The sequence below is a fragment of the Salinibaculum salinum genome (assembly GCF_037645885.1).
In the GTDB taxonomy this organism is placed as follows: domain Archaea; phylum Halobacteriota; class Halobacteria; order Halobacteriales; family Haloarculaceae; genus Salinibaculum; species Salinibaculum salinum.
This window is the reverse complement of the sequence record NZ_JBBENW010000026.1, coordinates 1-20,880: the sequence shown is the minus strand read 5'-3', so window position 1 is coordinate 20,880 and position 20,880 is coordinate 1. Positions and strand designations below refer to the sequence as shown.

Here is a 20,880-nt window from a genome sequence, read left to right as displayed (position 1 = left end):
TTACTCTCTGTCACCGTAGGCGTCGCTTCGACTCCAGTCGCGTTCGACGGGCGTCTCGCTCGTGTTCACACGCTCGCGGAGCCACGCCGTCGCTTCGGCCAGCGTCTCCTCGTCGGTGGCGGTGAGTTTCAGCCGGTTGTGGCGCGCGTCCCGGTCGGGGTAGCAGCCGACGCTCACGTCGAACTCCTCGGCGATGGCTTCGAGTGTCGAAACGATGTTGGCCTCCGGTTCGACAGTGTACAGAAAGTGCGAGACGGCCTCGCCGACGAACTCCTCGGCGACCGTGCCGAACATCGCTTTCAGTTCGCGTGGAATTCCCGGGAAGACGTAGACGTTTTTGACGATACAGCCCGGCGAGAGCCCTTCCGGGTTGAGAATCAGCCGCGCGCCCTCGGGGAAGGTCGCCTCGGCGTCGACGTCGAGGTCCAAATCGGGTACGGCATCGCCGATCTCGTCGAGTCGCTGCTCGACGGCGCTGCGGGCCTGCTCGCTGACGACCATCTCCCGGTCGAAGGCGTCGGCGACGGCGTCGAGTGTCACGTCGTCGGGCGTGCCGCCGATGCCACCGGTGACGATGACGGCATCGAAGTCGTCACTGTACTCTCGGACGCGCTGGGCGATGAGCGCTCGCTGGTCGGGAATGGTGAGGATGCGCGTCACCGTGACGCCGCGCTCGGTGAGGCGTTCGGCGAGCCACGTCGCGTTGGTGTTTGCGGTATCCCCCGCGAGCAGCTCGTCGCCGACAGTCAGTAAGGCGACTTCCATCTATCAGGACAGATGGGAGGAAACCCATTAGCCGTTTCGTCCACGTGGCCCGGGTCGCTAGTAGTTGTACAGCGAGACGACGAAGGGGAGTTTGCCGTACATCCAGACCGCAAGCGGGAGGCCAACGATAGAGAGCGTCGCGGCGTAGGCAATCCCCATCCAGATACCACTCGCCCACCAGCCGACCAGCAGGAAGTAGACCGCACGAACGAGGAGCGACCGCTGTTCGCGGTTGGACTTGACGACGGTCACGGCCCCGTTCTCGTCGATGACCTCGCTCCGGAGCGGGCGCTCTTTCAGCGAGAGCACCTTCGGGACTCTGTTGATCATCTTGATGCCGAGGGGCATCCCGACGATAGTGAGGTTCAGAACCCAGGCGATACCAAGCCAGATACCAGTCAGCCACCAGCCGATCAGCAGGAAGTAGACGGTACGCACGAGCAGCGATGGACTCCGCGACTCGTAGTCGACGGTGACGCTCCGCTCCCGATTCACAGCTGGATCACTAGTGTCGTCGCTCATACTGTGTCCAGACGGTCGAGACGTATCTGTGTACTGGCGGGCACTCCCCAATCTGTTTGCCCGGGGACTCTTTTTGCTCCCGGTTGAAAGGGCGCTATGGTCACAAACGAAAGTTCGACCTTCGATATCGGCGGCGAGCTACCTGTTCACCGACTGGGATACGGCGCGATGCGCATCACCGGCGAGGACATCATCGGCCCGCCCAGCGACGAGGATGCCGCGCGTGCGGTTCTCCGGCATGCCGTCGACAGCGGCGTCGACTTCATCGACACCGCAGACTCGTACGGTCCCGGCGTCAGCGAGCGCCTCATCCGCGAGGCGGGCGTCACCGACGAGGCCGTCGTGGCGACGAAAGCCGGGTTGCTCCGGAACACGGACGGCGACTGGCTCCGCCACGGTGAGCCAGACTACATCCGCAATCAGGCGCTGGTCAGCCGCGACCGTCTCGGCGTCGACAGCATCGACCTCTTCCAGTACCACGCGCCCGACGACGACGTTCCCTTCGAGGAGAGCGTCCAGGCCTTCGCCGAGCTGAAAGACGAGGGAATCATCGACCACGTCGGCCTCTCGAACGTCGGCGTCGACGAACTGGAGACGGCCCTCGATCACGTCGAGATCGCGACCGTCCAGAACCAGTACAACGTCGCTGACCGCCACAGCGAACATGTTCTCGAAGCGTGTGAGGAACACGGTATCGGCTATATGGCGTACTTCCCGCTCGGCGCTGGCGACCTGGGTGACCTCGGTGAGACGCTCGACGATATCGCTGCCGCTCACGACGCGACCCGGTACCAGATTGGACTGGCGTGGCTGCTCGAGCACTCGGACGTGACACTACCGATTCCGGGCACGTCGAGTATCGACCACCTCGAAGAGAACGTCGCCGCGAGCCAGATCGACCTGACCGACGACGAGTACGCGCGACTCCTCTGAACGGTCCGACCGACGACGACCTCGAGCCCGAAAACATGGCCGTCGCCGAAGGGGTGTTGAACGACGACTGACCGGGCTTGCCCCCGTCCCCGAACTCCCACCAGCCTCTCCCACTCTTTGATCGTGGTGTTTTCCTGTTGTCTCCCGCTTTCCACGAAATACTGGTGGACCGAACCATTAAGGAAAATTTCACATATCCGAGAGTGTGGTTTGGCTACACCGAAGATTCATTCTGGAATGGGAATATTGATGTGCGAATGCGACAAGTGTCTAGTATGACTCGGTCCAATCAAGACTGGTGGCCTGACCTGCTGGACTTGACCCCGCTCGACCAGAACGCACAGCAATACCCGCTCGGTGAGGACTTTGACTACGCAGAGGAGTTCCAGAACCTCGACCTGGAGGCGGTGAAAGCTGACATCGAGGAGGTGATGACTGACTCGCAGGACTGGTGGCCGGCCGACTACGGCAACTACGGGCCGCTTTTCATCCGGATGGCCTGGCACAGCGCCGGGACGTACCGCACGACCGACGGCCGCGGTGGTGCCTCGGGTGGTACCCAGCGGTTCGAGCCGATCGGTAGCTGGCCCGACAACGCCAATCTCGACAAGGCACGGCGCCTGCTCTGGCCGGTCAAACAGAAGTACGGCAAGCAACTCTCGTGGGCCGACCTCATCGTGCTCGCTGGCAACGTCGCCATGGAGTCGATGGGCTTCGACACCTTCGGCTTTGCGGGCGGCCGAACGGACGCATTCCAGTCCGACGCGGGTGCTGACTGGGGCCCCGAACAGGACATGGAGTCGTGGGACCGCTTCGACGAGGACGATAAACTGGAGGACCACCTCGGCGCGACCGTGATGGGCCTCATCTACGTCAACCCCGAGGGCCCGGAGGGCGAACCCGACCCCGAGTGGTCGGCCGAGCGCATCCGGGAGTCGTTCAGTCGAATGGCGATGAACGACAAGGAGACGGCCGCGCTCATCGCCGGCGGTCACACGTTCGGGAAGGTCCACGGCGCCGACGACCCCGACGAGTACGTCGGTCCCGAACCCGCCGACGCACCCATTGAGAACATGGGGCTGGGCTGGGAGAGCGACTACGGCTCCGGGAAAGGCGACGACACCATCACCAGCGGCATCGAAGGCCCGTGGAACAGCACGCCGACGATGTGGGACATGTCCTACGTCAACAACCTGCTCGAACACGAGTGGGAACCGCACAAGGGCCCCGGCGGCGCCTGGCAGTGGACGCCCGTAGACGCGGACGAGGTTGAGGACGCACCGGCTGCCCACGACCCCGACGACACCCAGACGCCGATGATGCTGACGACGGACATCGCCCTGAAGAAAGACCCCGACTACCTGGAGATTATGGAGGAGTTCCAGGAGAATCCGATGGAGTTCCTCGACGCCTTCGCGAAGGCCTGGTACAAGCTCATCCACCGCGACATGGGCCCGCCAGAGCGGTTCCTCGGCCCCGAAGTGCCCGAGGAAACGATGCTGTGGCAGGACCCCCTGCCGGACCGGGACTTCCAGCCGATCGACGACGAGGCCGCCGAACTCCTCAAAACGGAGATTCTCGACACCGACCTGACGACCCAGCAACTCGTCAAGACTGCCTGGGCGTCTGCCTCGACTTACCGCGACAGCGACAAACGCGGCGGCGCCAACGGCGCCCGCATCCGACTGGAACCACAGCGGAGCTGGGAGGTCAACGAACCAGAGGAACTGGAGACGGTTCTCTCGACGCTGGAGGACATCAAGGCCGAGTTCAACGACTCGCGGTCGGACGGGACGGCTGTCTCGCTGGCCGACCTCATCGTGCTTGGTGGCAACGCGGCCATCGAGCAGGCCGCGGCCGACGCCGGCTACGACGTCGAAGTGCCGTTCGAACCGGGCCGTGTCGACGCCGAGGAGGAGTGGACCGACGAGGAATCCTTCGAGGCGCTCAAGCCCAAGACGGATGGCTTCCGGAACTACGTCGGTGGGGAGCACAGCCGGAAACTGGAGGAACTGCTGGTCGACAAGGCTGACCTGCTGGACCTGACGCCCGAGGAGATGACCGTGCTGGTCGGTGGGCTGCGCCAGCTCGGCGCAACCTACCAGAACTCCGAGCTCGGTGTCCTCACCGACGAGCCCGGCGTGTTGACCACCGACTTCTTCGACAACCTGCTCAGTATGGAGTACGAATGGGAGGAGGCCGACGACGAGTCCGTCTACGAGGGTTACGACAGCGAGACGGGCGAACAGGTCTGGGAAGCGACCCGCTACGACCTCATCTTCGGGTCGAACTCGCGTCTCCGTGCGCTCTCGGAGGTCTACGCGTCCGAGGACGGCGAGGAGGAGTTCGTCCATGACTTCGTTGACGCGTGGAGCAAGGTCATGAAGCTCGACCGCTTCGACCTCGAATAGGCCCGGCGCAGTCCCCGTCACCACGCTATTGAGAGCCGACCACACGCTTTTGCCTGACCGAGCGATTTTTGCCCCAGAATAATCCTCGTTGACCTGTGGGCACGTGACCCGCTTTCGCTCGCTCGAACTCCTCGGAGACAGGGAGTTCTTCGCGCTGTCCGGGACAGCGTTCGCGCGGAGTCAGGCGTACTCGACGATTCTCATCGCGCTGGCGCTGTACGCCGACAGCTTCGGGACCACCGGCTTCGTCGAAGGGCTGTTCGGGACGGCCTTTGCGCTCGTTCAACTGGTCGTGGTCCTGCCGCTAGGGCGGAAGATAGACACCGGCAACGCCAAGCGATATCTGCTCGCTGGCTTCCTGGTGAACGTCGCTGTCTTCGTCGGCTTCATTTTCGTCGGGAACGCCGTCCACGTCATCCTCGTCCGGATGGTCCAGGGCCTTGGTGCGATCATCCTCTGGATAACCGGATCGACTGTCGTCGGCGAGATAAGCCCCGACGACGAACAGGGGCTCTGGCTGGGGTCGTACAACCAGGTGGCCTCGTTCTCGTCGCTGGCCGGCGACTTGCTCGGTGGGTACCTGCTGTACGCCTACGGGTTCACCCTTCCCTATCTCGTGCTGACGGCTATCACGCTAGTTGCATTTGTGCTCGTCTTTGTCTTCCTCCGGGACGACCCCGGTGGCCAGAAAGACCCCGAGGACGCCGGCGGCGTCGAGACGTTCCGGTCGTTGCTCGGGTTGCCGATGCTGCGCTCGCTGGTTGGATTTCGCTTTACCTTCAGCGTCGGCAAGATGGCTGTGCTCATTTTCCTGCCAATCTACGCGCGGACGAGCTTCGGCATCTCTGCCTTTGCTATCGGCTGGATATTGGCTGGTGGAAAGCTCACGAAGGGACTGCTGCAGGGTATCGTCGGGAATCTCACCGACAGCTACGGCCACGAACACTACTTCGTCGCCGTCGGGGCCGCCCTCTACGGCGTCGGGACTGCTGCGATTCCGCTGGCCGGGTATTTCGAGGGACGGGTCAATCCCGTCGTGGTATCGGCCTTCGGCGATACACAGGTCCTCGGTGGGGCCTTTTTCGCGCTGTTCGGCGCGTACTCGCTGCTCGGCGTCGCCGACTCTATCCGTCTGCCAGCGAGCATGTCGCTGTTCGTCGACGAAGGGGCACAGTACGACTCCGTCGCTAGCGCGATGTCTCTCCGCTCTATCTCCTGGAAGGTCGGTCAGGTCGCGGGGCCGGTGCTGGTCGGCACGACGATGGACTTCATCTCGACGGAGGCCGGGTTCGTCCTCGCGGCGGGCTTTATTGCCGTCGCGACGCTCACCTTCACAGTGACCTCTCGGCGGGCGAGCGCCGCGCGAGCCCCGGTGGAGGAACCGCTCGACGACTAGCCGCACAGTTTTGTCCGTCCGACGATAACCAGTGCCATGATTGATCTTCGCAGTGACACCGTCACCCGGCCGAGTGATGCGATGCGCGAGGCCGCCAGCGACGCCGAGGTGGGAGACGACGTCTACGGGGAAGACCCGACAGTCAACGACCTGCAAGAGCGGGCGGCCGACGTGCTCGGGACCGAGGCAGCCCTGTTCGTCCCGTCGGGGACGATGGGAAATCAGATTGCTGCCCGCGTTCACACCGAGCGCGGCCAGGAGCTTCTCTGCGAGCGGGAGAGTCACATCTACAAGTGGGAACTCGCTGGCCTCGCCCAGCATTCAGAGGTCCAGACCCGTCCCATCGACGCTGGCGACCGCGGCGTGGTCGACCCAGAACAGGTACAGGAGGGGTACGTCGACGCAACAAGCCACCGCCCCGGAACCGGACTGCTCGCACTGGAGAACACCCACAACAGCAAGGGCGGTACGGCAATCGCACCCGAACGTATCGCGGCGGCCGCGGAGGTTGCCCACGACCTGGGGGTACCGGTCCACCTCGACGGTGCGCGACTGTTCAACGCAGCGGCCGCGCTGGACCGGTCTGCCGCCGAGTTCGTCGAGCCGGTGGATACAGTGATGTGCTGTCTCTCGAAGGGACTCGGTGCGCCAGTCGGGTCGCTGCTTGCAGGACCGAAATCGACCATCGAGGCCGCCCGCCGAACGCGGAAGCTCATGGGCGGCGGGATGCGTCAGGTCGGCATCGTTGCCGCGCCCGGCCGCCACGCGCTGGCGAATCGCCACCGACTCGACGAGGACCACCGCCGTGCGGCACGGCTTGCCGACGGACTGGCCGATGTCGCGGGGCTGTCGGTCGAGCCACCGGAGACGAACATCGTTCTCGTGGAAACCGACCGACCAGCCGAGGGGTTTCTCGACGACTGTGAGAGCGAGGGCGTGCTGGGCGTTCCCTTCGACGACCACGTCGTCCGGTTCTGTACGCACTGGGACGTCGACGACGACGATATCGGCCGAGCTATCGAGGCGGTCGGACGGGTGGCGTGAGACCGAGTCGATTTGTGAGTTGTGCCGTCACCGCCCGGGTCGAACGTTTATACGCGATGCCGGCGTAATTCGGTCTATGAGTACTGGGCGGGAAATTCGGCTCATCGAGGAAGACGACGGTTGGTGGTCTGCCATCGACGAGGAGACTGGCGTTGCCAGTCAGGGGGAAACGCGGGAGGAGGCGCTGACCAATCTCGACGAAGCGGTCGAACTGACCGAGGAAGCCAGAGACGACGAGACACCTGCGCCGGAACCGGACGCACCGTGGTTCGACGAGTAATGGTGTCGCGTGACTTTTCGGGTGAGGAGATAGTCAACGTCCTCCGGAGGTTCGACTATCAGCACGACCGCACGCGGGGTGACCATGCAATCCTGAAGTACACTCACCCGGAGACGGGCGAGAAGCGAACGGTTACGGTTCCGTTACACGACCGCGTGCGAATCGGAACACTTCAAAATATCGCCGACCAGTGCGGTGCACAGGATTTCCACGCCTGGTGTGAATGGATAGACGAACACCGCTGACGGTCAACACTACCCCAGGAACTCCAGCAGCAGCCGGTTCACTTCCTCGGGTGCATCCGACTGCACCCAGTGGCTGGCATCGGGCAGTCGTTCGATGCGGAGGTCGGGCACCCACTCGTCGAGGTCCTCTAGTAGGTCGACGCTGAGTGCCTGGTCCTGTTCGCCCCAGATGACCAGCGTCGGCACGTCGACAGTCGTGTCGCGGGTGACGGCGTCGGGGAGAAACGAGATGAGCTGTTCGCGAGCGTTCTCCCGGGCGATAGCTCGGTAGTAGTTGACCGGTCCCGAGAGGTCGCCCGAGCGGGCCATTGCGTCCTTGTACCGCTGGACCTCTCGCTCGGTGAACGACCCGGGGGCGGCCGTCTCGGTCAGCATCTCGTCGACGATGCGGTAGTCGTCGGCCTGGAGCAGGCGCTCGGGGAGCCACGGGAGCTGGAAGAGGAACACGTACCACGACTTCAGGAGCTGTTCGGGCGACCGCGTGAGGAGTCGCTCGTAGGCACCCGGATGGGGAGCGTTCATGACGACCAGCCGGCGGACGAGTTCCGGCTCTCGAATCGCCGTCTCCCAGGCGATAGCACCGCCCCAGTCGTGGCCGACGATGTCGGCCTGCGCGTAGCCGAGGTGTTCGACGAGTTCGCGCACGTCGCCGACGAGTCGGTCGGGCGTGTAGCTGTCGACGCCGTCCGGTTTCGCAGAGCGGTTGTACCCCCGGAGGTCCGGCGCGACGACGCGATAGCCCGCGTCGGCGATGGCGTCGAGTTGGTGTCGCCACGCGTACCAGAACTCCGGGAAACCGTGCAGGAGGACGACCAGCGGCGCGGTTCCGGTCGGGTGGTCGACCGCGTCCTGATTCGCGTCGACGGTGACGTAGTGCAGTTCGACAGCCGAGAGGTGAGCGGTCTCGTGTCGCCAGTGGTCGGGATCGTCGGGATGGCCCGGTGCGGTGGGGTCCGGTCGTGGTCTGGTGGTATCTCCGCTCATTTCAGAACCCCCTGAGTTGGTCGAGTCGGTCTTGCGCGCCGCCTTCGGCGATAGCCGAGCGGGCGAGTCCGAGCCCGTCTCCGATAGTGTCGACCTCGTTGCCCGCGTAGAGGCGGACAGCGGCGTTGAGGACGACGGCATCTGCGAAGTGGTCGTCTCGTTCGCCGGTCAGTACTTCCTCGGTGATGGTTGCGGAATCGGCGGCCACGTCCTCGACAGCGAGGTCGTCGCGCTCGAAGTCCATCTCGTACTCGCCGGTTTCGATTTCGTAGTCGGTAAAGTCGCCGTCGTACTCGGCGACGACCGTCGTTCCGGGGCGGATGTCGTCGTAGCCTTCCAGTCCCTGGAACATGATGACGCGGGGCACGTCCTGGGATTCCATCTCGGCAAATGTGTCGACGATGCGCTTGGCGAAGGCGAGGTGGTAGAAGCTCCCGAGATGGACGTCGGCATCGGCGGGGTTTGCGAGCGTCTCGACGGTGTTGAGGAAAGTCCGAACGCCCATCTCCCTGCGCCGGTCGACGAGGCTGTCGACGCCGGGGTTGAAGTTGGGCTGGTAGTAGAAACCGAAGCCGGTCTCGTCGACCATGTCGGCGCTCTCTGCCGGGTCGAGGTCGGTGCGAACGTCGAGGTCGTCCAGGACGTGTTTGTAGGCGGTCGCCTCCTGCGTGGGGATGCGGTCGCCGGAGTGGGTGACGACGGGGGCGCCTGCGGCCGCAGCGGTGATACCGGCGGCGACGCCGAGCAGTGCGGAGGTGTGTTTGCCGTCGTAGTTCGCGCCACAGTCGACGGGGTCGCAGTCGGGGACAGCGCGTTCGACGCTCGCTTCGCGCATCACGTCGGTGAAGGCGGCGAGTTCCGCCGGGGTGTTTCGCTTCCAGCGGTTGGCGAGCCAGAAGGCGCCGAGCGTCGTCTCGGGAGGGTCGTGAGCGAGGATACGGGCGAAGGCGTCGCGGGCCTGCGAGCGGGTCATATCGTCGGCGGACTTGTGGCCGGAGCCGACAATCTCGGTCATCAGCCGCTGCAACGGCCAGTCGCCGAACTCGCTGCTCGCGTCGTGCATACCCCCAATTGGGCCAGTCCGGTCTAAAGACTCCCGCTTCCGGTAGCCCGCAGACTCATGTAGGGGCAGCTATAAAGGGGGCGTATGACCCCCTTCAGCAGCGGTTCGGGACGCAGCACGGCGCGCCACCCGGAAACCTTTTGCTCCCGGTCGTCTCTAGGTGAAAGGGAATGACCGAGCCTGCGACAGTTCTCGTCGTCGACGACGAACCGGACGTCGCCGACGCCTATGCGGCCCAACTTGAGGACGAGTACATCGTCTCGACGGCCTACAGCGGCCAGGAAGCGCTGGACGAACTCGACGACGCTGTCGACGTGGTGTTGCTCGACCGGCGGATGCCCGGCATCTCCGGTGACGACGTGCTCGACGAGATCCGAGAGCGGGGACTCGCCTGCCGCGTCGCCATGGTGACTGCCGTCGATCCAGATTTCGACATCATCGACATGCCCTTCGACGACTACGTCATCAAGCCGGTCTCCCGCGACGACCTGTTTAACACTATCGAGCGCCTGCTCACCACGTCGGAGTACGAATCGAAACTGCGCAACTACTACGCGCTGACGGCAAAACATGCGACGCTGATGGCCAACAAACCGGAGTCTGAACTCGCAGAGAGCGAGGAGTTCTCTGACCTCGAAGGGCGGATGGACGACCTGCGCGACCAGCTCGACGAGACGGTCGCCAGCTTCGACGACGACGACTTCGTCGCGGTGTTTCGCGACATCGGTGACGACCCCGCTGCCACCGGTATCGAAGACTAGTCTCCTGGGGTATTTTTCCCGTTTCGTCTACCGAAAGCACTAACCGGTATTCTCCCCTAACAGTGGCTACATGAGTCAGCAACTCCCGGACGTGCAGGCGTCGAGTCCGGATGTGGCTGTGGGTCTCAACCGCGTCGGTGTCACCGGCGTCGAAAAACTGGTCAAAATCGACCGCGATGACAAACGGCCGATCGTTCTCATGGCCGAATTCGAAGTCTACGTCGACCTTCCGTCCTGGCGGAAAGGGGCGGACATGAGCCGGAACATGGAGGTCGTCGACGAGACGCTGGAGGCGGCAGTGAGCAACTCCAGCTACCGCGTCGAAGACGTCTGTGGCGACGCTGCTGAACGGTTGCTGGAGAAACACGACTACACGACGAAAGCGGAGGTCAGTATGGAAGCCGAGTACGTTACCCGCGAGCAGACGCCGGCTTCAGACATGGCGACCCAGAGCACCGCCGATATCATCGCCTCGGCGACCGCCACCGAGGAGGGTACCCACGAGGAAATCGGGACCCGCGTCACCGGCATGACGGTCTGTCCCTGCTCGCAGGGGATGTCGGCGTCGCGTGCTCGGGAGACGCTACAGGGGCTCGGCGTCGAAGACGATACTATCGAGCAGTTCCTCGACGAAGTCCCACAGGCAGGTCACTCCCAGCGGGGCCACGCCACGCTGACTATCGAGAGTGAGGGCAGTCCTGACGTCGACCTGAACGACCTCATCGAGGTCGCCCGGGATTCGATGAGCGCACGCATCTACAACCTCGCGAAGCGTCCTGACGAGGACCACATGACCTACGAGGCGCACGCGGACGCGAAGTTCGTCGAGGACTGCGTGCGTGCGATGGCCGAGGGCGTCGTCGAGCACTTCCCGAATCTACCTGAAGAGGCAATCGTGACGATGAAACAGTCCAACGACGAGTCTATCCACCAGCACAACGCGCACGCAGAGCGGGTGGCGACGGTGGCGGATTTGCAGGGTGAAGTCAACGGAAACTGAATCGCTGCGCTCTGGGTTGGAAACTGCTTTTCAGGCCGGTTCAGTCCGCTCTTCGCTAGCTTCGGCGCCCTCTCTTTGTGCGGCTTCGATAACCGCTTCCCGACGATTTCTCACCGCTAGAACGACGAATATGACGAGCCCGAGAGCGCGAAGCGTCAGGTCGAGCACGAGTGGGTCGGGACTGACCGTCACGCCGAAGACACCGACCAGGTCGAAGACAGCTGTCGAGAGCAGTCCAGGGGCCATCAAGAGGACGGAACTCAGTGCGAAGCCGGTTCGTTCGACTCTGTTGACACTGGTGTACAGCGTGCCAATGACCGTCGCACCGAGTGCGACGACGCCGATGAAGACGCCGACGACCGGTACCAGTATCTCCGGGACAGAGTACGAGAGTTCGGCGAGGTCGGCGAAGCCGACCACACGGTTTTGCTCACGTATCGGGAGGGTCGCGGCGTTTTCTTTCTCGCGGAGCAGGACGATACCCGGTGCGAGGACGAACGCAAACGGAACGATTGCCTTGTTTAGCGACAGCGAGAACGCCTTGACGCCGGTTTCGAAGGGGTCGGACTTGGCGACCCCGCTGGCGGCGTAAGCGGCGACCGCGACCGGTGGCGTGATGTCGGCGATGACGCCGAAGTAGAGGATGAAGAGGTGGGCCGCGAGCAGCGGGATACCGAACTCTACCAGCGGCGTGGCGAGCATCGAGATGAGGATGATGTACGTCACGGTCGTCGGCATCCCCATCCCGAGGATGATGCTGGCGATAGCGGTCACGACCAGCATGACGACGATAGAGCCACCGGAAAGTGCCAGCAGCAGCGAAGTGAGATTCGGACCGAGTCCGGAGACGCTGATGACGCCGGGGATGACGCCTGCTGCGGCGACGGCGATGACGACCGGAACTGCGGTCTTGGCACCTTCTTCCATCGACTTGACGACGAACGTTCCCAACCGGAACAACTGGTTGTCATCGAGGCCGCGCCCCGTCTTCTCGCCGGCCGTCTCGGCGGTCTTCTGGACAGTGGGATTCAGTTCGAGATACTTCGCGTCGAGGTCGGGTCGTATCAGCAGCGTCACCACGCCGGCGAGCATCGCGTACCAGCCGAGACGGGCGACGACGACACCGGCGGCCTGGCCGATTTCGAGGCCGGTCCCACTCGCACCGGTCAGGAGGCCGGTGACGGCGACGCCGGCGACGACGTGGCTGACGAGTTCTGCGCCGACGATTGCGGCGAGTATCCCGAAGAGTATGCCTCGGGTGTCCTCGCTGTAGGCCGAGACGAACGCGATGAGTGCAGTGAGTGCGACCAGCGTGAACCACGCCGACCGCGCGACAGACAGTCGCGCGATGATGAGGTAGTAGAGCAACAGGAAGATGGGGACCAGGTAGAACCAGCCGTGTTTCATGTGCTCGCGAACCGGCACCGTGTCGATATCGGAGAGGCCGCCGATACCTTCCCGGGTGGCCTTGAGGTGAACCATCACCCAGACGCCGAAGAAGAAGACGACGGCGGGAATCGTCGCGAGGATTATGATTTCACGGAACGGCGTCGCCGTGTACTGGACCATCAGGAACGCGGCCGCGCCCATCACGGGCGGAAGAATCTGCCCGCCGGAGGAGGCCGACGCCTCGACGGCACCGGCGAACTCCGGGGAGTAGCCCGAGCGTTTCATCAGCGGAATCGTGAACGCACCAGTCGTGACGGTGTTGGCAATCGAAGAGCCCGAAATCGTTCCCATGAAGCCGCTGGCCAGAATGGACGCCTTGGCGGGGCCGCCCTTGCGGTCGCCCGTGGCCGCGTACGCGAGGTCGATGAACCACTGGCCGGCACCGCTCATCTCGAGAAAGGAGCCAAAGAGGATGAAGATGTAGATGAACTGTACCGAGACGGTGACCGGAATACCGAACACACCGTTTTCGGTGTTGTACCAGAGGTTCTGGATAATCGAGCCCCAGGTGAGTTCGGGAATCGCCAGCAGGCCGAGAAACGGCGTCCCGCTGTTGATGAGGTAGCCCCACCGGGCGTAGACGATAAACGCAGCGACGATAATCATCAACGGGAGACCGAGCGTCCGCCGGGTCGCTTCGAGCACCAGTAGCACGCCCAGCACGCCCAGGATGAAGGCGACCGAAACGTCGCTGAGGATGGGGAGCCCACCGACGACAGGTTCGAGAAGTGGAAACATCTCGGGGAGCGGCCGACCGGAGTTGACGCCAAACACGCGCATGTCCCGAATCTCGCGGAAATCTGTCAGGAAATACAGCGCAGCGAGAAAAGCGGTTATAATACAGAGAACGTCGAACGGGGTGACCCGACTCCTGGTGGGGTCCAGAACGAGCCAGCGAGAGAACCCGCGGACCCGTTCGGCCGCGCGCGTAACTGGGTTATCCTCGCCGAGTCGGGACGAGATAGCAGGAACGACTTTGCCGAGGTTTCGGACGACGAAGCCGTCGCCCATACTCGCCGGGAACATGAGGAACGTTAACACGAGTGCGAAGGCGACGTGGATGGCGTTTGCCTGCAGAAGTTGCAGGGAGATCTCCAGAGTGCCGACAAGTGGAATCCAGACTGTCGCCGTGAAACTCCTGGCGGCGAGCCACATCTGGAACACCGAAAAGAGGATTCCGATCGCTGAGACCGCGAAGGCTGCCAGTCCGGTGAGCGAGCGACGCCGCTCGATTTCCTGGAGGAGTTCGTCTGTCTCTTCTCTCGAGAGCTCTGCCTCTACGCCGTCGACCGGACTCTCGTCTTGGCTGTTGGTACTCATATGAATCGGTCAATCAGTTGCCGTTGCTCGATGTGAATTCGGACGTCGTTCGCGTCTGTCGCTGCAACCAGGTCGTATTGCCGGGACCCGACGGTGAGCGTATGGCCGGCGATGTGACCCGGCGAGACGGAGAGCGAGTCGAACTCGGCAATTGGTCCCGGTGGGTCGTAGACGAGCGTCCCGTTGACGGTAGTGACGTTGACCCGGGAAGGAAGACCCCAGCCGTAGGATTCGAACTCCATGCGCGTGTTCACGAGCGTCGTCTCCTCGACGCGGTACTCGTCGTACACCCGGCTCTGCTCGACGCTGTGGGTGTACGACAGCCCCACAGTGGTGTCGGTCTCGACGGGGTCGGTGACGTAGTGTTCGCCCGTGTCGAGGTCTTCGACGACGAGAACCGTACTGGCTGGAGTTGTCAGCGCAAACACGGCGAGTGCGACTACTAGTACGACAGGAACGGCGTACGCAACTCCAGTTTTGAACCGGGACATGCTCTGCCGACTAGGATACCGAGGCGTCTACTGCTCGGTTTCGGTCTGAGTTGCGCCGGTTTCGCCGAAGTACGCGGCTGCACCCTCGTGGAGCTCGATGGACATGCCGTCCTGGGCGCTGTCTTTCGAGATAAAGTCCGTCTTGATGCTCAGGTCGTCGACGTTGTCGAAGATAGCTGCGGTCACCGTCTCGACGGTGTCGGCAGGCACACTCTCGTTGGTCGCAATCATCGCCTGGACGGCGACGGTTTCGACGTCGTCGTCGACCCCGCTGTAGGTGCCACCGGGGATGGTGTCGTCGGCAAACCAGGAGGCTTCCTCTTTGACGGCTTCGCGATTGTCCCCCTCGATAGAGAGGATGCGGATATCGTTAGTGTTGGCCAGGTCCTCGATGGCACCGACCGGCCAGCCGCCGACGACGAAGGCCGCGTCGATGTCGCCGTTAGCGAGTTGCTCGGAGGCCTGCGAGAAGCCGGCGTTTTGCTCGTCGTAGTCGGTGACACCGACCGATTCGAGAATCTGGTTGGCGTTGACCTGTGTCCCCGACCCGAGGTCGCCCGTGTTGATAGTCGCGCCACTGAGGTCGGATAGCGACTCGATACCCGTACCCTGCAACGTCACGAGTGTAATCGTCTCGGGGTACAGAGTTGCGACGCCCTGCAGATTCTCGATTGCGTTGTCCTGGAAGCTGTCGATACCAGTGCCGTTTTTCGCAAAGAACGCGATGTCGTTCTGGATGAGTGCGAAGTCTGCGGTGCCGTCGGCGAGGCTGCCGACGTTCTCGACGCTCGCACCCGTCGACTGAACGTTCAGCGAGAGGTCCGTGTTCTCCTCGACGATGGTCTTGATTTCGTTCGAGAGTGGGAAGTAGGTCCCGCCAGTTCCGCCTGCGTGCCACGAGAGGCGCTGTTCGCCAGCGCCACCGTTTCCGTTCCCGCCACAGCCAGCGAGACCGACCATACCAGCAGCGCCGAGCGCCTGCAGGACTCGGCGCCGTGTGTGGTGTTTTACCATGGGCGGTCTAACCGACTGCAGCGAATAAGTATAAGCTGCTTAGCAAGATGTACGACGAAATTACACCCAGTAAGCGCGACGAACCGCTGGAACAAGAGTGTCGGCTGTCCCAGGGTAGACGGAGTGTGTGTTACAGTTCGAGCAGTTTCGCGTCGTTCCAGCGGGGCTGGAACGCTTTGGCGACATCGGCGGCAAACTCGGAATCTTTGAAGTCGATGACGCCGAACGTCTTGCCGGTGTTGAGCGGGTGTGGAATCTCGATACAGACCTCGACGTGGTCGAGGAGTTCGAACGTCCCGGTGACGTTCGGACTGGTCCGGACCTCGAAGTCGTCTTCTTCCTGAAGGTGGGTACGGTAGCGGCGGCCGACACTCTGGGGCAGCGAATCGACCAGCTCCGGCCGCAACAAAATAGAGACACTGACTCCCCGTTCGAGGGCGGCTTCTACTTCGTCCAGGATCTGTTCGCCCATCTCGTCGATGTCGAACTGCGGCGTGGGCGCGCCGGCGACCATGACGATGCTGTCGTCGGCGGCGGTGAGCCGCTCGACCAGCAGGTCCGAGGCTTCGTCGGGGCCGAGCGCGGCGGTCCAGAACGGCTCGTCGACCGGTTCGGCGCTTTCGAGTTCGCTCCCGAGTTCGTCGACGATATCCTCGTACTGGTCGGCCTGCTCTTCGAGTTCGCGTTTCTTGTCGTCGAGCAGCCGGTCGAGCGCTGTGTCCGGTTCGACGGCGACGTATTTCTTCGGGCGGCTCGCACTCTGACTCCGGGCCAGATTGTGGGTCTCCAGACTGTTGAGCACGTCGTAGATGCGCCCCATCGGTACGTCACTCGCACGAGACAACTCCTTTGCAGTTGTCGGGCCCGTTCGGAGCAGCGACCGGTACGCGCGAGATTCGTACTCGGAGAGGCCGAGGTCCCTGAGACTTGCCATCGTCGGTAGTGCTCGCCCCGAGTGTAAAAACGCACCGGGTGTTTACGCTTCGGTGGTCACCAGTGCTTCGAGCGCGGCCGGAGAGTCGGCAGTGCCGGTGATCTCGCCGTCTGTCCGGTGGCGCGCGGTGTCGTCGAGGCCGTCAGCGTCGGGGACGACGACGGTGTCGTGGTCCGCAAGACGGAGCGCAGCGCGGTGGAGGTCCGTGCCGGCGGCTGTCCCGACTTCGATGGCTTCAGGGGCGCGGAGTCGAGCGGCCGTCGCGGCGTAGTGGGCGACCTCGACGCCCATCCGGTCGGACGCGTTCCCGAAGGCTGCGACGGCCTCGTGGGCGATTTCTCGGTAGTGGTCCTCGCCGGTGAGCAATGCGAGGTCGAGCAGCGTATCGGCCAGTTCGACCGAGGTATCGAGCGGGAAGAGCGGACTGTCGAGCAGTCCGAGTTCGCCGGTCGGGCCGTCGTAGAACGCACCGCTCTCGTGGCGCAGGTTCTCGATGGTCCAGTCGGCGACCTCGCGAGCGGGACCGGCCTCGCCCCGAACCTGCCAGGACGTCGTGAGTGCGTTCAGGACGTGTGCCTGGTCGACGAGCAGTCCCGAGGGACCGCTCTCGTCGCCGTCCCGGTAGTGGGTCACCTCGCCGCCGTCGACGAGCTCCGCGACGACGTGGTCGCGTGCGCGCTCGGCGTAGCGGGTGGCTCGCTCGTCGTCGGTGTAGGCGGCGAAGGTCAGCAGTGCGTCGATAGCGAGGCCGTTCCGGTCGGCGAAGACCGTCTCGTCAATCGGCGGTGCGTCGGCCTCCTCGCGCTCGGTGGGTTCGAGCGTGTAGTACCCTTCGTTGCCGCCCTGGCTGGCGGCGAAGGCATCCCCGGTCCAGAGGTCGGTCGTGAGATACTCGATTGTGTCGGCGGCGCTGTCGCGGTAGTTCTCGTCGCCGGTGTACCGGTAGCCCCGGGCAAAGGCCCGGACGAGCGCGGCGTTTTCCTCGGTGAGTTTCTCGCGGACAGTCCCGCCCCAGTTACGATTACGGGCGTAGCGGTAGAAGCCGCCGTCGTAGGTGTCGAGCAGGTGCGTCTGGATGGCATCCAGGGTTCTGGTCGCCTGATCGCGGGCGCGGACCAGCGCGAACTCGATAGTCCGCGGGAGCGGGAACTTCATGTCGCTACCCCAGCCGCCGAACTCGTCGTCGTAGGCCGCCAGCAGTTGTTCGACCATGTGCTCCTCGATGCGGGCGTCGATGACTCCGCCCGGGGGTTTCGCGTCCCGGAGCGCTCGCGGGACCGACCCGGCGTCTTCGCCTTTGGCGTCCCAGGTCTCCCGAACCTTGTCGAGGATGCCCCGGAAGCCCTCCGGGACGAGGAAGGTCGCACCGGTGAGCACGCGACCCTGGGGAGTCAGAAAGACAGTCGAGGGAAAGCCGCCCATGTTGTAGCGTTCGCGAATCTGGGGGTTGCGGTCGGCGTCGACGCGGACCGGCACGAACCCGTCGTTGACGTTCGCGGCGATGCGCGGTTCGTCGTAGGTGGCCGCGTCCATCGCTCGGCAGTCGGCCGACCACGAGGTGACGAGCGAGAGCAACAGCGGTTTGCCCGTCTGCTGGGCGACGTCGAAGGCGCGCTCGCCCCACTCGTTCCACTCGACTTTGGTGGCGTCGTCGTTCATACCCCGTCTTCGTGGGTGACGGAATAAGTCGCTTGCACTCTGGCAGTGCGTCGTCGTTTCGACTCTGCAACCTCGCTCGAAAGGGGTTTGGGGCCGGAGTTTCTATCGTGTGTATGCTCCGTATCATCGGGGTCCTGTTGCTCATTCCGCTGCTCGAGATGTTGCTGCTGGTGGTGCTTTCGACGTACATCGGCTGGCAGGTTGTCGTGTTGCTGGTCGTCCTGACCGCGCTCGTCGGCATGTTGCTGGTCCGCGCACAGGGCAGACAGACCCTCCGGAAGATACAACAGAAGACCGCTCGCGGGGAACTGCCTGCCGACGAACTCCTCGACGGTGCCCTCCTGTTGGTCTCGGGCGCGTTCCTGCTCACGCCCGGGCTGGTTACCGACGTGCTCGGGTTCTTGCTCGTGATTCCGTTCACGCGCTACCCGATCCGGCTGGCGGTCAAGAAGTGGGTCGTCGTCCCCTACGCCGACGCCAAGTCCCGCGGCTTCGTCACCGGGAACGTCTACGTCGACGGCTTCCCCACCGAAGAGGGCGCAGCGGGCGTGCAGGGCGGTCCTGGGCCGGGTCCGGGTCCCAGCGGCGACACCTACGACATGGACGAGGACTCCTACGACGTGGACGACGGACGGGAGTGAGTCACCGTCCCGTGGTCCGACCGAAGAGTAACGCTTAACAGTACATGCCGGATACACCCTGATGCGTTCGGGGCCAATAGCTCAATCAGGTTGAGCGCTCGGCTGATAACCGGGAGGTTCGCGGTTCAAATCCGCGTTGGCCCACTACCACTTTTTCCTTCGTCGGGTCTCACACACGCGCCTAGCGGCGCGTGGTGGACCACTCCTCGCAAAAACTTGGGGAAAAAGGCTGCTCGCGGACGGTAGTCCGCTCGCAGTGAACCGCGCTCACTCCGTTCGCGCGGATGCTAGTTCTCCATGGGGATTTGCGTCTGGTTGAAACAGGGATGTTGGGATAGCTAACACCACTCTGACCGTTTCGACTGAAATTGACACCACAATCTCCGGTGGATTCCTATATGCTACCAGCACTGTAAGCATACTTGCCGGCAATATAATCGCTGGGTGCACTGCCGTGGTGGATTGACGCGACTGGTTGTCAGTCGTTGTAGTCATAGGGCTGTCAATCGGTCTGGACTGTCTCAGTGGTATGAGCCACCCGTCAATCCCGTGTGCTACGGAAAAAAAGAGTAGGACTTTGTCGCTAAGCAAAATCTAACATATTTTCAGCATCTATTAAATTTGAAGAACATGACAGATTGGGGCAGATTAGCGAGAGAACTTGTGAAATCGGGAGTGAGTGGTGTGTATGGTGGTACTATTGTTTTCTCCAGCTCTAATGGCTCAACAGCTGAAACTGCTATATTCACGCTTATTGCGTTTCCAATTGTTTTGATGGCTTTCGCAGTCGCAGAGAAACTCTATGGAAAGCCGAAAAGGCCTGAAAAGGGTAAAAAAGAGGAAGATAAGACAAAGGAAGAAAGTCAGGGAAACAGCATATACTATGCTTCCTAACAGTATCACGAAAGTCTCTTAGACGACTCCCAAGACGCGCGGATGCGCCTGCGAATGCACGGTGTCGAGAACATGGACCGAGCGATTCGAGAAGGCTTCTGCGTGTGGAAAGACGCCGGAATGCCGGAGGCACGGTACAGACAGGCTCGCGTTGAGTTCGAAGGCGGTGCGATCGGTGACGCTTGGCGGTGGCTCAGGTAGCAAGTAGTCTCCCGCCTGCTGGGTAACGTCCCGGTGGGCGGGCAGTGGCGACACTCGCGGACGCGCTTATTTTGCGGTACTTGTTGCTGGTTGCCGGGGTGGTCGGCACGATCGTGGCGAGGACCAGCCCCAGCTGGGCGCTGGCGTTGCGCGCATCGAGCGCGAGTCTCGGTCTCGAAACCCAACCCGGGGGGTTTGGTTCCCTCTTAGGGGTGTGGCTAAGGCCACCTACCCAAAATACACCGCCCACGGTTTCCCTAATGGGGAGGGAATTCGGGATGGGCTCAAGAATCTCTCGGTGGATTTATTTTTCCCTTTCACAAGCATCATTCACTATGTCGATCCCCCAACAGTCAATTCAAGACCTATTTCTCCCTGTCACACCTATCAAGTATCCAAACGATAGCGGCAATGCCACGGGCTTTTTCTTCCGTCATGATGGGGACGACTTCTTAATCTCAACGAAGCATAGTTTCGTTGATGAGGATAATGACCCAGTATCTGATTCTATTCGTATCATACTCCGAGAGGTACCAGACGAACTTCAACTGACAATTCACAAAGATATAGATCTGGTAGAGGACGGAGAACCAACATGGCTGAGTTTGGATCACAGCCCTCCCGTTGATATCGCTGCAGTAAAGCTACCTATTGATCTTGATGATTACGTGAATATTCCACTTTCGACGGATAGTCTCTTATCAGACAACCGTATTTTGGGACCGGCACGGGATTTAATAATAATTGAGCCTGTCATAGAATCCATCTCATAGCTTCTCACAGCCCGGTTCGTTTCCTCGCTCATAGTTGGTGATTGCAATGACAACCCGGAGGCAGAGCGCAACGAAAACTTCTGTTCGTGCGTGGACGTGG

20 protein-coding genes, 1 tRNA gene and 1 pseudogene are annotated in these 20,880 nt (G+C 62.5%); 12 read left to right on the top strand and 10 right to left on the bottom strand.

Annotated elements, in window-relative coordinates:
• Positions 1–765 (bottom strand): competence/damage-inducible protein A, encoded by a 765-nt coding sequence (locus tag WDJ60_RS17375; RefSeq protein ID WP_340101983.1) that lies wholly within the window; start codon positions 763–765, stop codon positions 1–3.
• A 57-nt stretch (positions 766–822) separates the two neighbouring features.
• Positions 823–1,287, bottom strand: a complete 465-nt coding sequence (locus tag WDJ60_RS17370) for a YccF domain-containing protein (protein ID WP_340101982.1) — start codon at positions 1,285–1,287, stop codon at positions 823–825.
• Between the two features lie 96 nt (positions 1,288–1,383).
• On the opposite strand from WDJ60_RS17370, the gene WDJ60_RS17365 reads away from it, so the two are divergent.
• The 6 genes from WDJ60_RS17365 to WDJ60_RS17340 all read left to right on the top strand — a co-directional run bounded on the left by WDJ60_RS17365 (position 1,384) and on the right by WDJ60_RS17340 (position 7,596).
• Entirely contained in the window at positions 1,384–2,220 is an 837-nt protein-coding gene (locus WDJ60_RS17365) for an aldo/keto reductase (protein WP_340101981.1), read from the top strand.
• A gap of 275 nt (positions 2,221–2,495) precedes the next feature.
• Positions 2,496–4,631 carry a catalase/peroxidase HPI gene (gene katG / locus WDJ60_RS17360; RefSeq protein ID WP_340101980.1) on the top strand — a complete coding sequence of 712 codons (2,136 nt, stop codon included), beginning with the start codon at positions 2,496–2,498 and terminating at the stop codon, positions 4,629–4,631.
• Positions 4,632–4,734: 103 nt separating this feature from the next.
• Positions 4,735–6,027, top strand: a complete 1,293-nt coding sequence (locus WDJ60_RS17355) for an MFS transporter (RefSeq protein WP_340101978.1) — start codon at positions 4,735–4,737, stop codon at positions 6,025–6,027.
• Between the two features lie 36 nt (positions 6,028–6,063).
• A complete protein-coding gene (locus tag WDJ60_RS17350; protein ID WP_340101977.1) occupies positions 6,064–7,071 on the top strand; it encodes a threonine aldolase family protein in 1,008 nt (335 codons plus the stop codon).
• 76 nt (positions 7,072–7,147) lie between these two features.
• The gene (locus WDJ60_RS17345) at positions 7,148–7,351 is read left to right on the top strand and encodes a type II toxin-antitoxin system HicB family antitoxin (protein WP_340101976.1); all 204 of its coding nucleotides are present in this window, start codon (positions 7,148–7,150) and stop codon (positions 7,349–7,351) included.
• The gene (locus tag WDJ60_RS17340; RefSeq protein ID WP_340101975.1) at positions 7,351–7,596 is read left to right on the top strand and encodes a type II toxin-antitoxin system HicA family toxin; all 246 of its coding nucleotides are present in this window, start codon (positions 7,351–7,353) and stop codon (positions 7,594–7,596) included. Before WDJ60_RS17345 ends, WDJ60_RS17340 begins: the two co-directional genes overlap by 1 nt.
• Before the next feature lie 9 nt (positions 7,597–7,605).
• On the opposite strand, the gene WDJ60_RS17335 is transcribed toward WDJ60_RS17340, so the two are convergent.
• Positions 7,606–8,580 (bottom strand): alpha/beta fold hydrolase, encoded by a 975-nt coding sequence (locus WDJ60_RS17335; protein ID WP_340101974.1) that lies wholly within the window; start codon positions 8,578–8,580, stop codon positions 7,606–7,608.
• 1 nt (position 8,581) lies between these two features.
• Entirely contained in the window at positions 8,582–9,643 is a 1,062-nt protein-coding gene (locus tag WDJ60_RS17330) for an anthranilate phosphoribosyltransferase (RefSeq protein ID WP_340101973.1), read from the bottom strand.
• A gap of 170 nt (positions 9,644–9,813) precedes the next feature.
• Here WDJ60_RS17330 and WDJ60_RS17325 point away from each other — a divergent pair, with 170 nt between their 5' ends.
• Together WDJ60_RS17325 and mptA are read left to right on the top strand one after the other, a co-directional pair.
• The gene (locus WDJ60_RS17325) at positions 9,814–10,404 is read left to right on the top strand and encodes a HalX domain-containing protein (RefSeq protein WP_340101972.1); all 591 of its coding nucleotides are present in this window, start codon (positions 9,814–9,816) and stop codon (positions 10,402–10,404) included.
• A 70-nt stretch (positions 10,405–10,474) separates the two neighbouring features.
• Positions 10,475–11,404, top strand: coding sequence for a GTP cyclohydrolase MptA (gene mptA / locus WDJ60_RS17320; protein WP_340101971.1), 930 nt, complete (start codon positions 10,475–10,477; stop codon positions 11,402–11,404).
• 30 nt (positions 11,405–11,434) lie between these two features.
• Here mptA and WDJ60_RS17315 read toward each other — a convergent pair whose 3' ends face one another.
• The 5 genes from WDJ60_RS17315 to WDJ60_RS17295 form a co-directional block, all read right to left on the bottom strand.
• A complete protein-coding gene (locus WDJ60_RS17315; RefSeq protein ID WP_340101970.1) occupies positions 11,435–14,173 on the bottom strand; it encodes a TRAP transporter permease in 2,739 nt (912 codons plus the stop codon).
• Positions 14,170–14,664: a DUF1850 domain-containing protein gene (locus WDJ60_RS17310; RefSeq protein WP_340101969.1), complete on the bottom strand. Its 495-nt coding sequence runs from the start codon at positions 14,662–14,664 to the stop codon at positions 14,170–14,172. Before WDJ60_RS17310 ends, WDJ60_RS17315 begins: the two co-directional genes overlap by 4 nt.
• 27 nt (positions 14,665–14,691) lie before the next feature.
• Complete coding sequence (locus WDJ60_RS17305; protein WP_340101968.1) at positions 14,692–15,678, bottom strand: TAXI family TRAP transporter solute-binding subunit; 987 nt, start codon at positions 15,676–15,678, stop codon at positions 14,692–14,694.
• 130 nt (positions 15,679–15,808) lie between these two features.
• Positions 15,809–16,612 (bottom strand): TrmB family transcriptional regulator, encoded by an 804-nt coding sequence (locus WDJ60_RS17300; RefSeq protein WP_340101967.1) that lies wholly within the window; start codon positions 16,610–16,612, stop codon positions 15,809–15,811.
• Between the two features lie 42 nt (positions 16,613–16,654).
• Positions 16,655–18,271 carry a DUF255 domain-containing protein gene (locus WDJ60_RS17295; protein WP_340101965.1) on the bottom strand — a complete coding sequence of 539 codons (1,617 nt, stop codon included), beginning with the start codon at positions 18,269–18,271 and terminating at the stop codon, positions 16,655–16,657.
• 113 nt (positions 18,272–18,384) lie between these two features.
• Between WDJ60_RS17295 and WDJ60_RS17290 the strand changes: the two genes are divergently transcribed.
• From WDJ60_RS17290 to WDJ60_RS17275, 4 genes are all read left to right on the top strand, one after another.
• The gene (locus tag WDJ60_RS17290; protein ID WP_340101964.1) at positions 18,385–18,912 is read left to right on the top strand and encodes an FxsA family protein; all 528 of its coding nucleotides are present in this window, start codon (positions 18,385–18,387) and stop codon (positions 18,910–18,912) included.
• Between the two features lie 70 nt (positions 18,913–18,982).
• Positions 18,983–19,056 (top strand) — tRNA-Ile (locus WDJ60_RS17285).
• Between the two features lie 486 nt (positions 19,057–19,542).
• Positions 19,543–19,806 carry a hypothetical protein gene (locus tag WDJ60_RS17280; RefSeq protein ID WP_340101963.1) on the top strand — a complete coding sequence of 88 codons (264 nt, stop codon included), beginning with the start codon at positions 19,543–19,545 and terminating at the stop codon, positions 19,804–19,806.
• Between the two features lie 536 nt (positions 19,807–20,342).
• Positions 20,343–20,780: a hypothetical protein gene (locus tag WDJ60_RS17275; RefSeq protein ID WP_340101962.1), complete on the top strand. Its 438-nt coding sequence runs from the start codon at positions 20,343–20,345 to the stop codon at positions 20,778–20,780.
• Here WDJ60_RS17275 and WDJ60_RS17270 read toward each other — a convergent pair.
• Positions 20,775–20,880: pseudogene (locus WDJ60_RS17270) on the bottom strand (IS5/IS1182 family transposase); the annotation flags it as partial. The gene WDJ60_RS17275 and the pseudogene WDJ60_RS17270 overlap by 6 nt on opposite strands.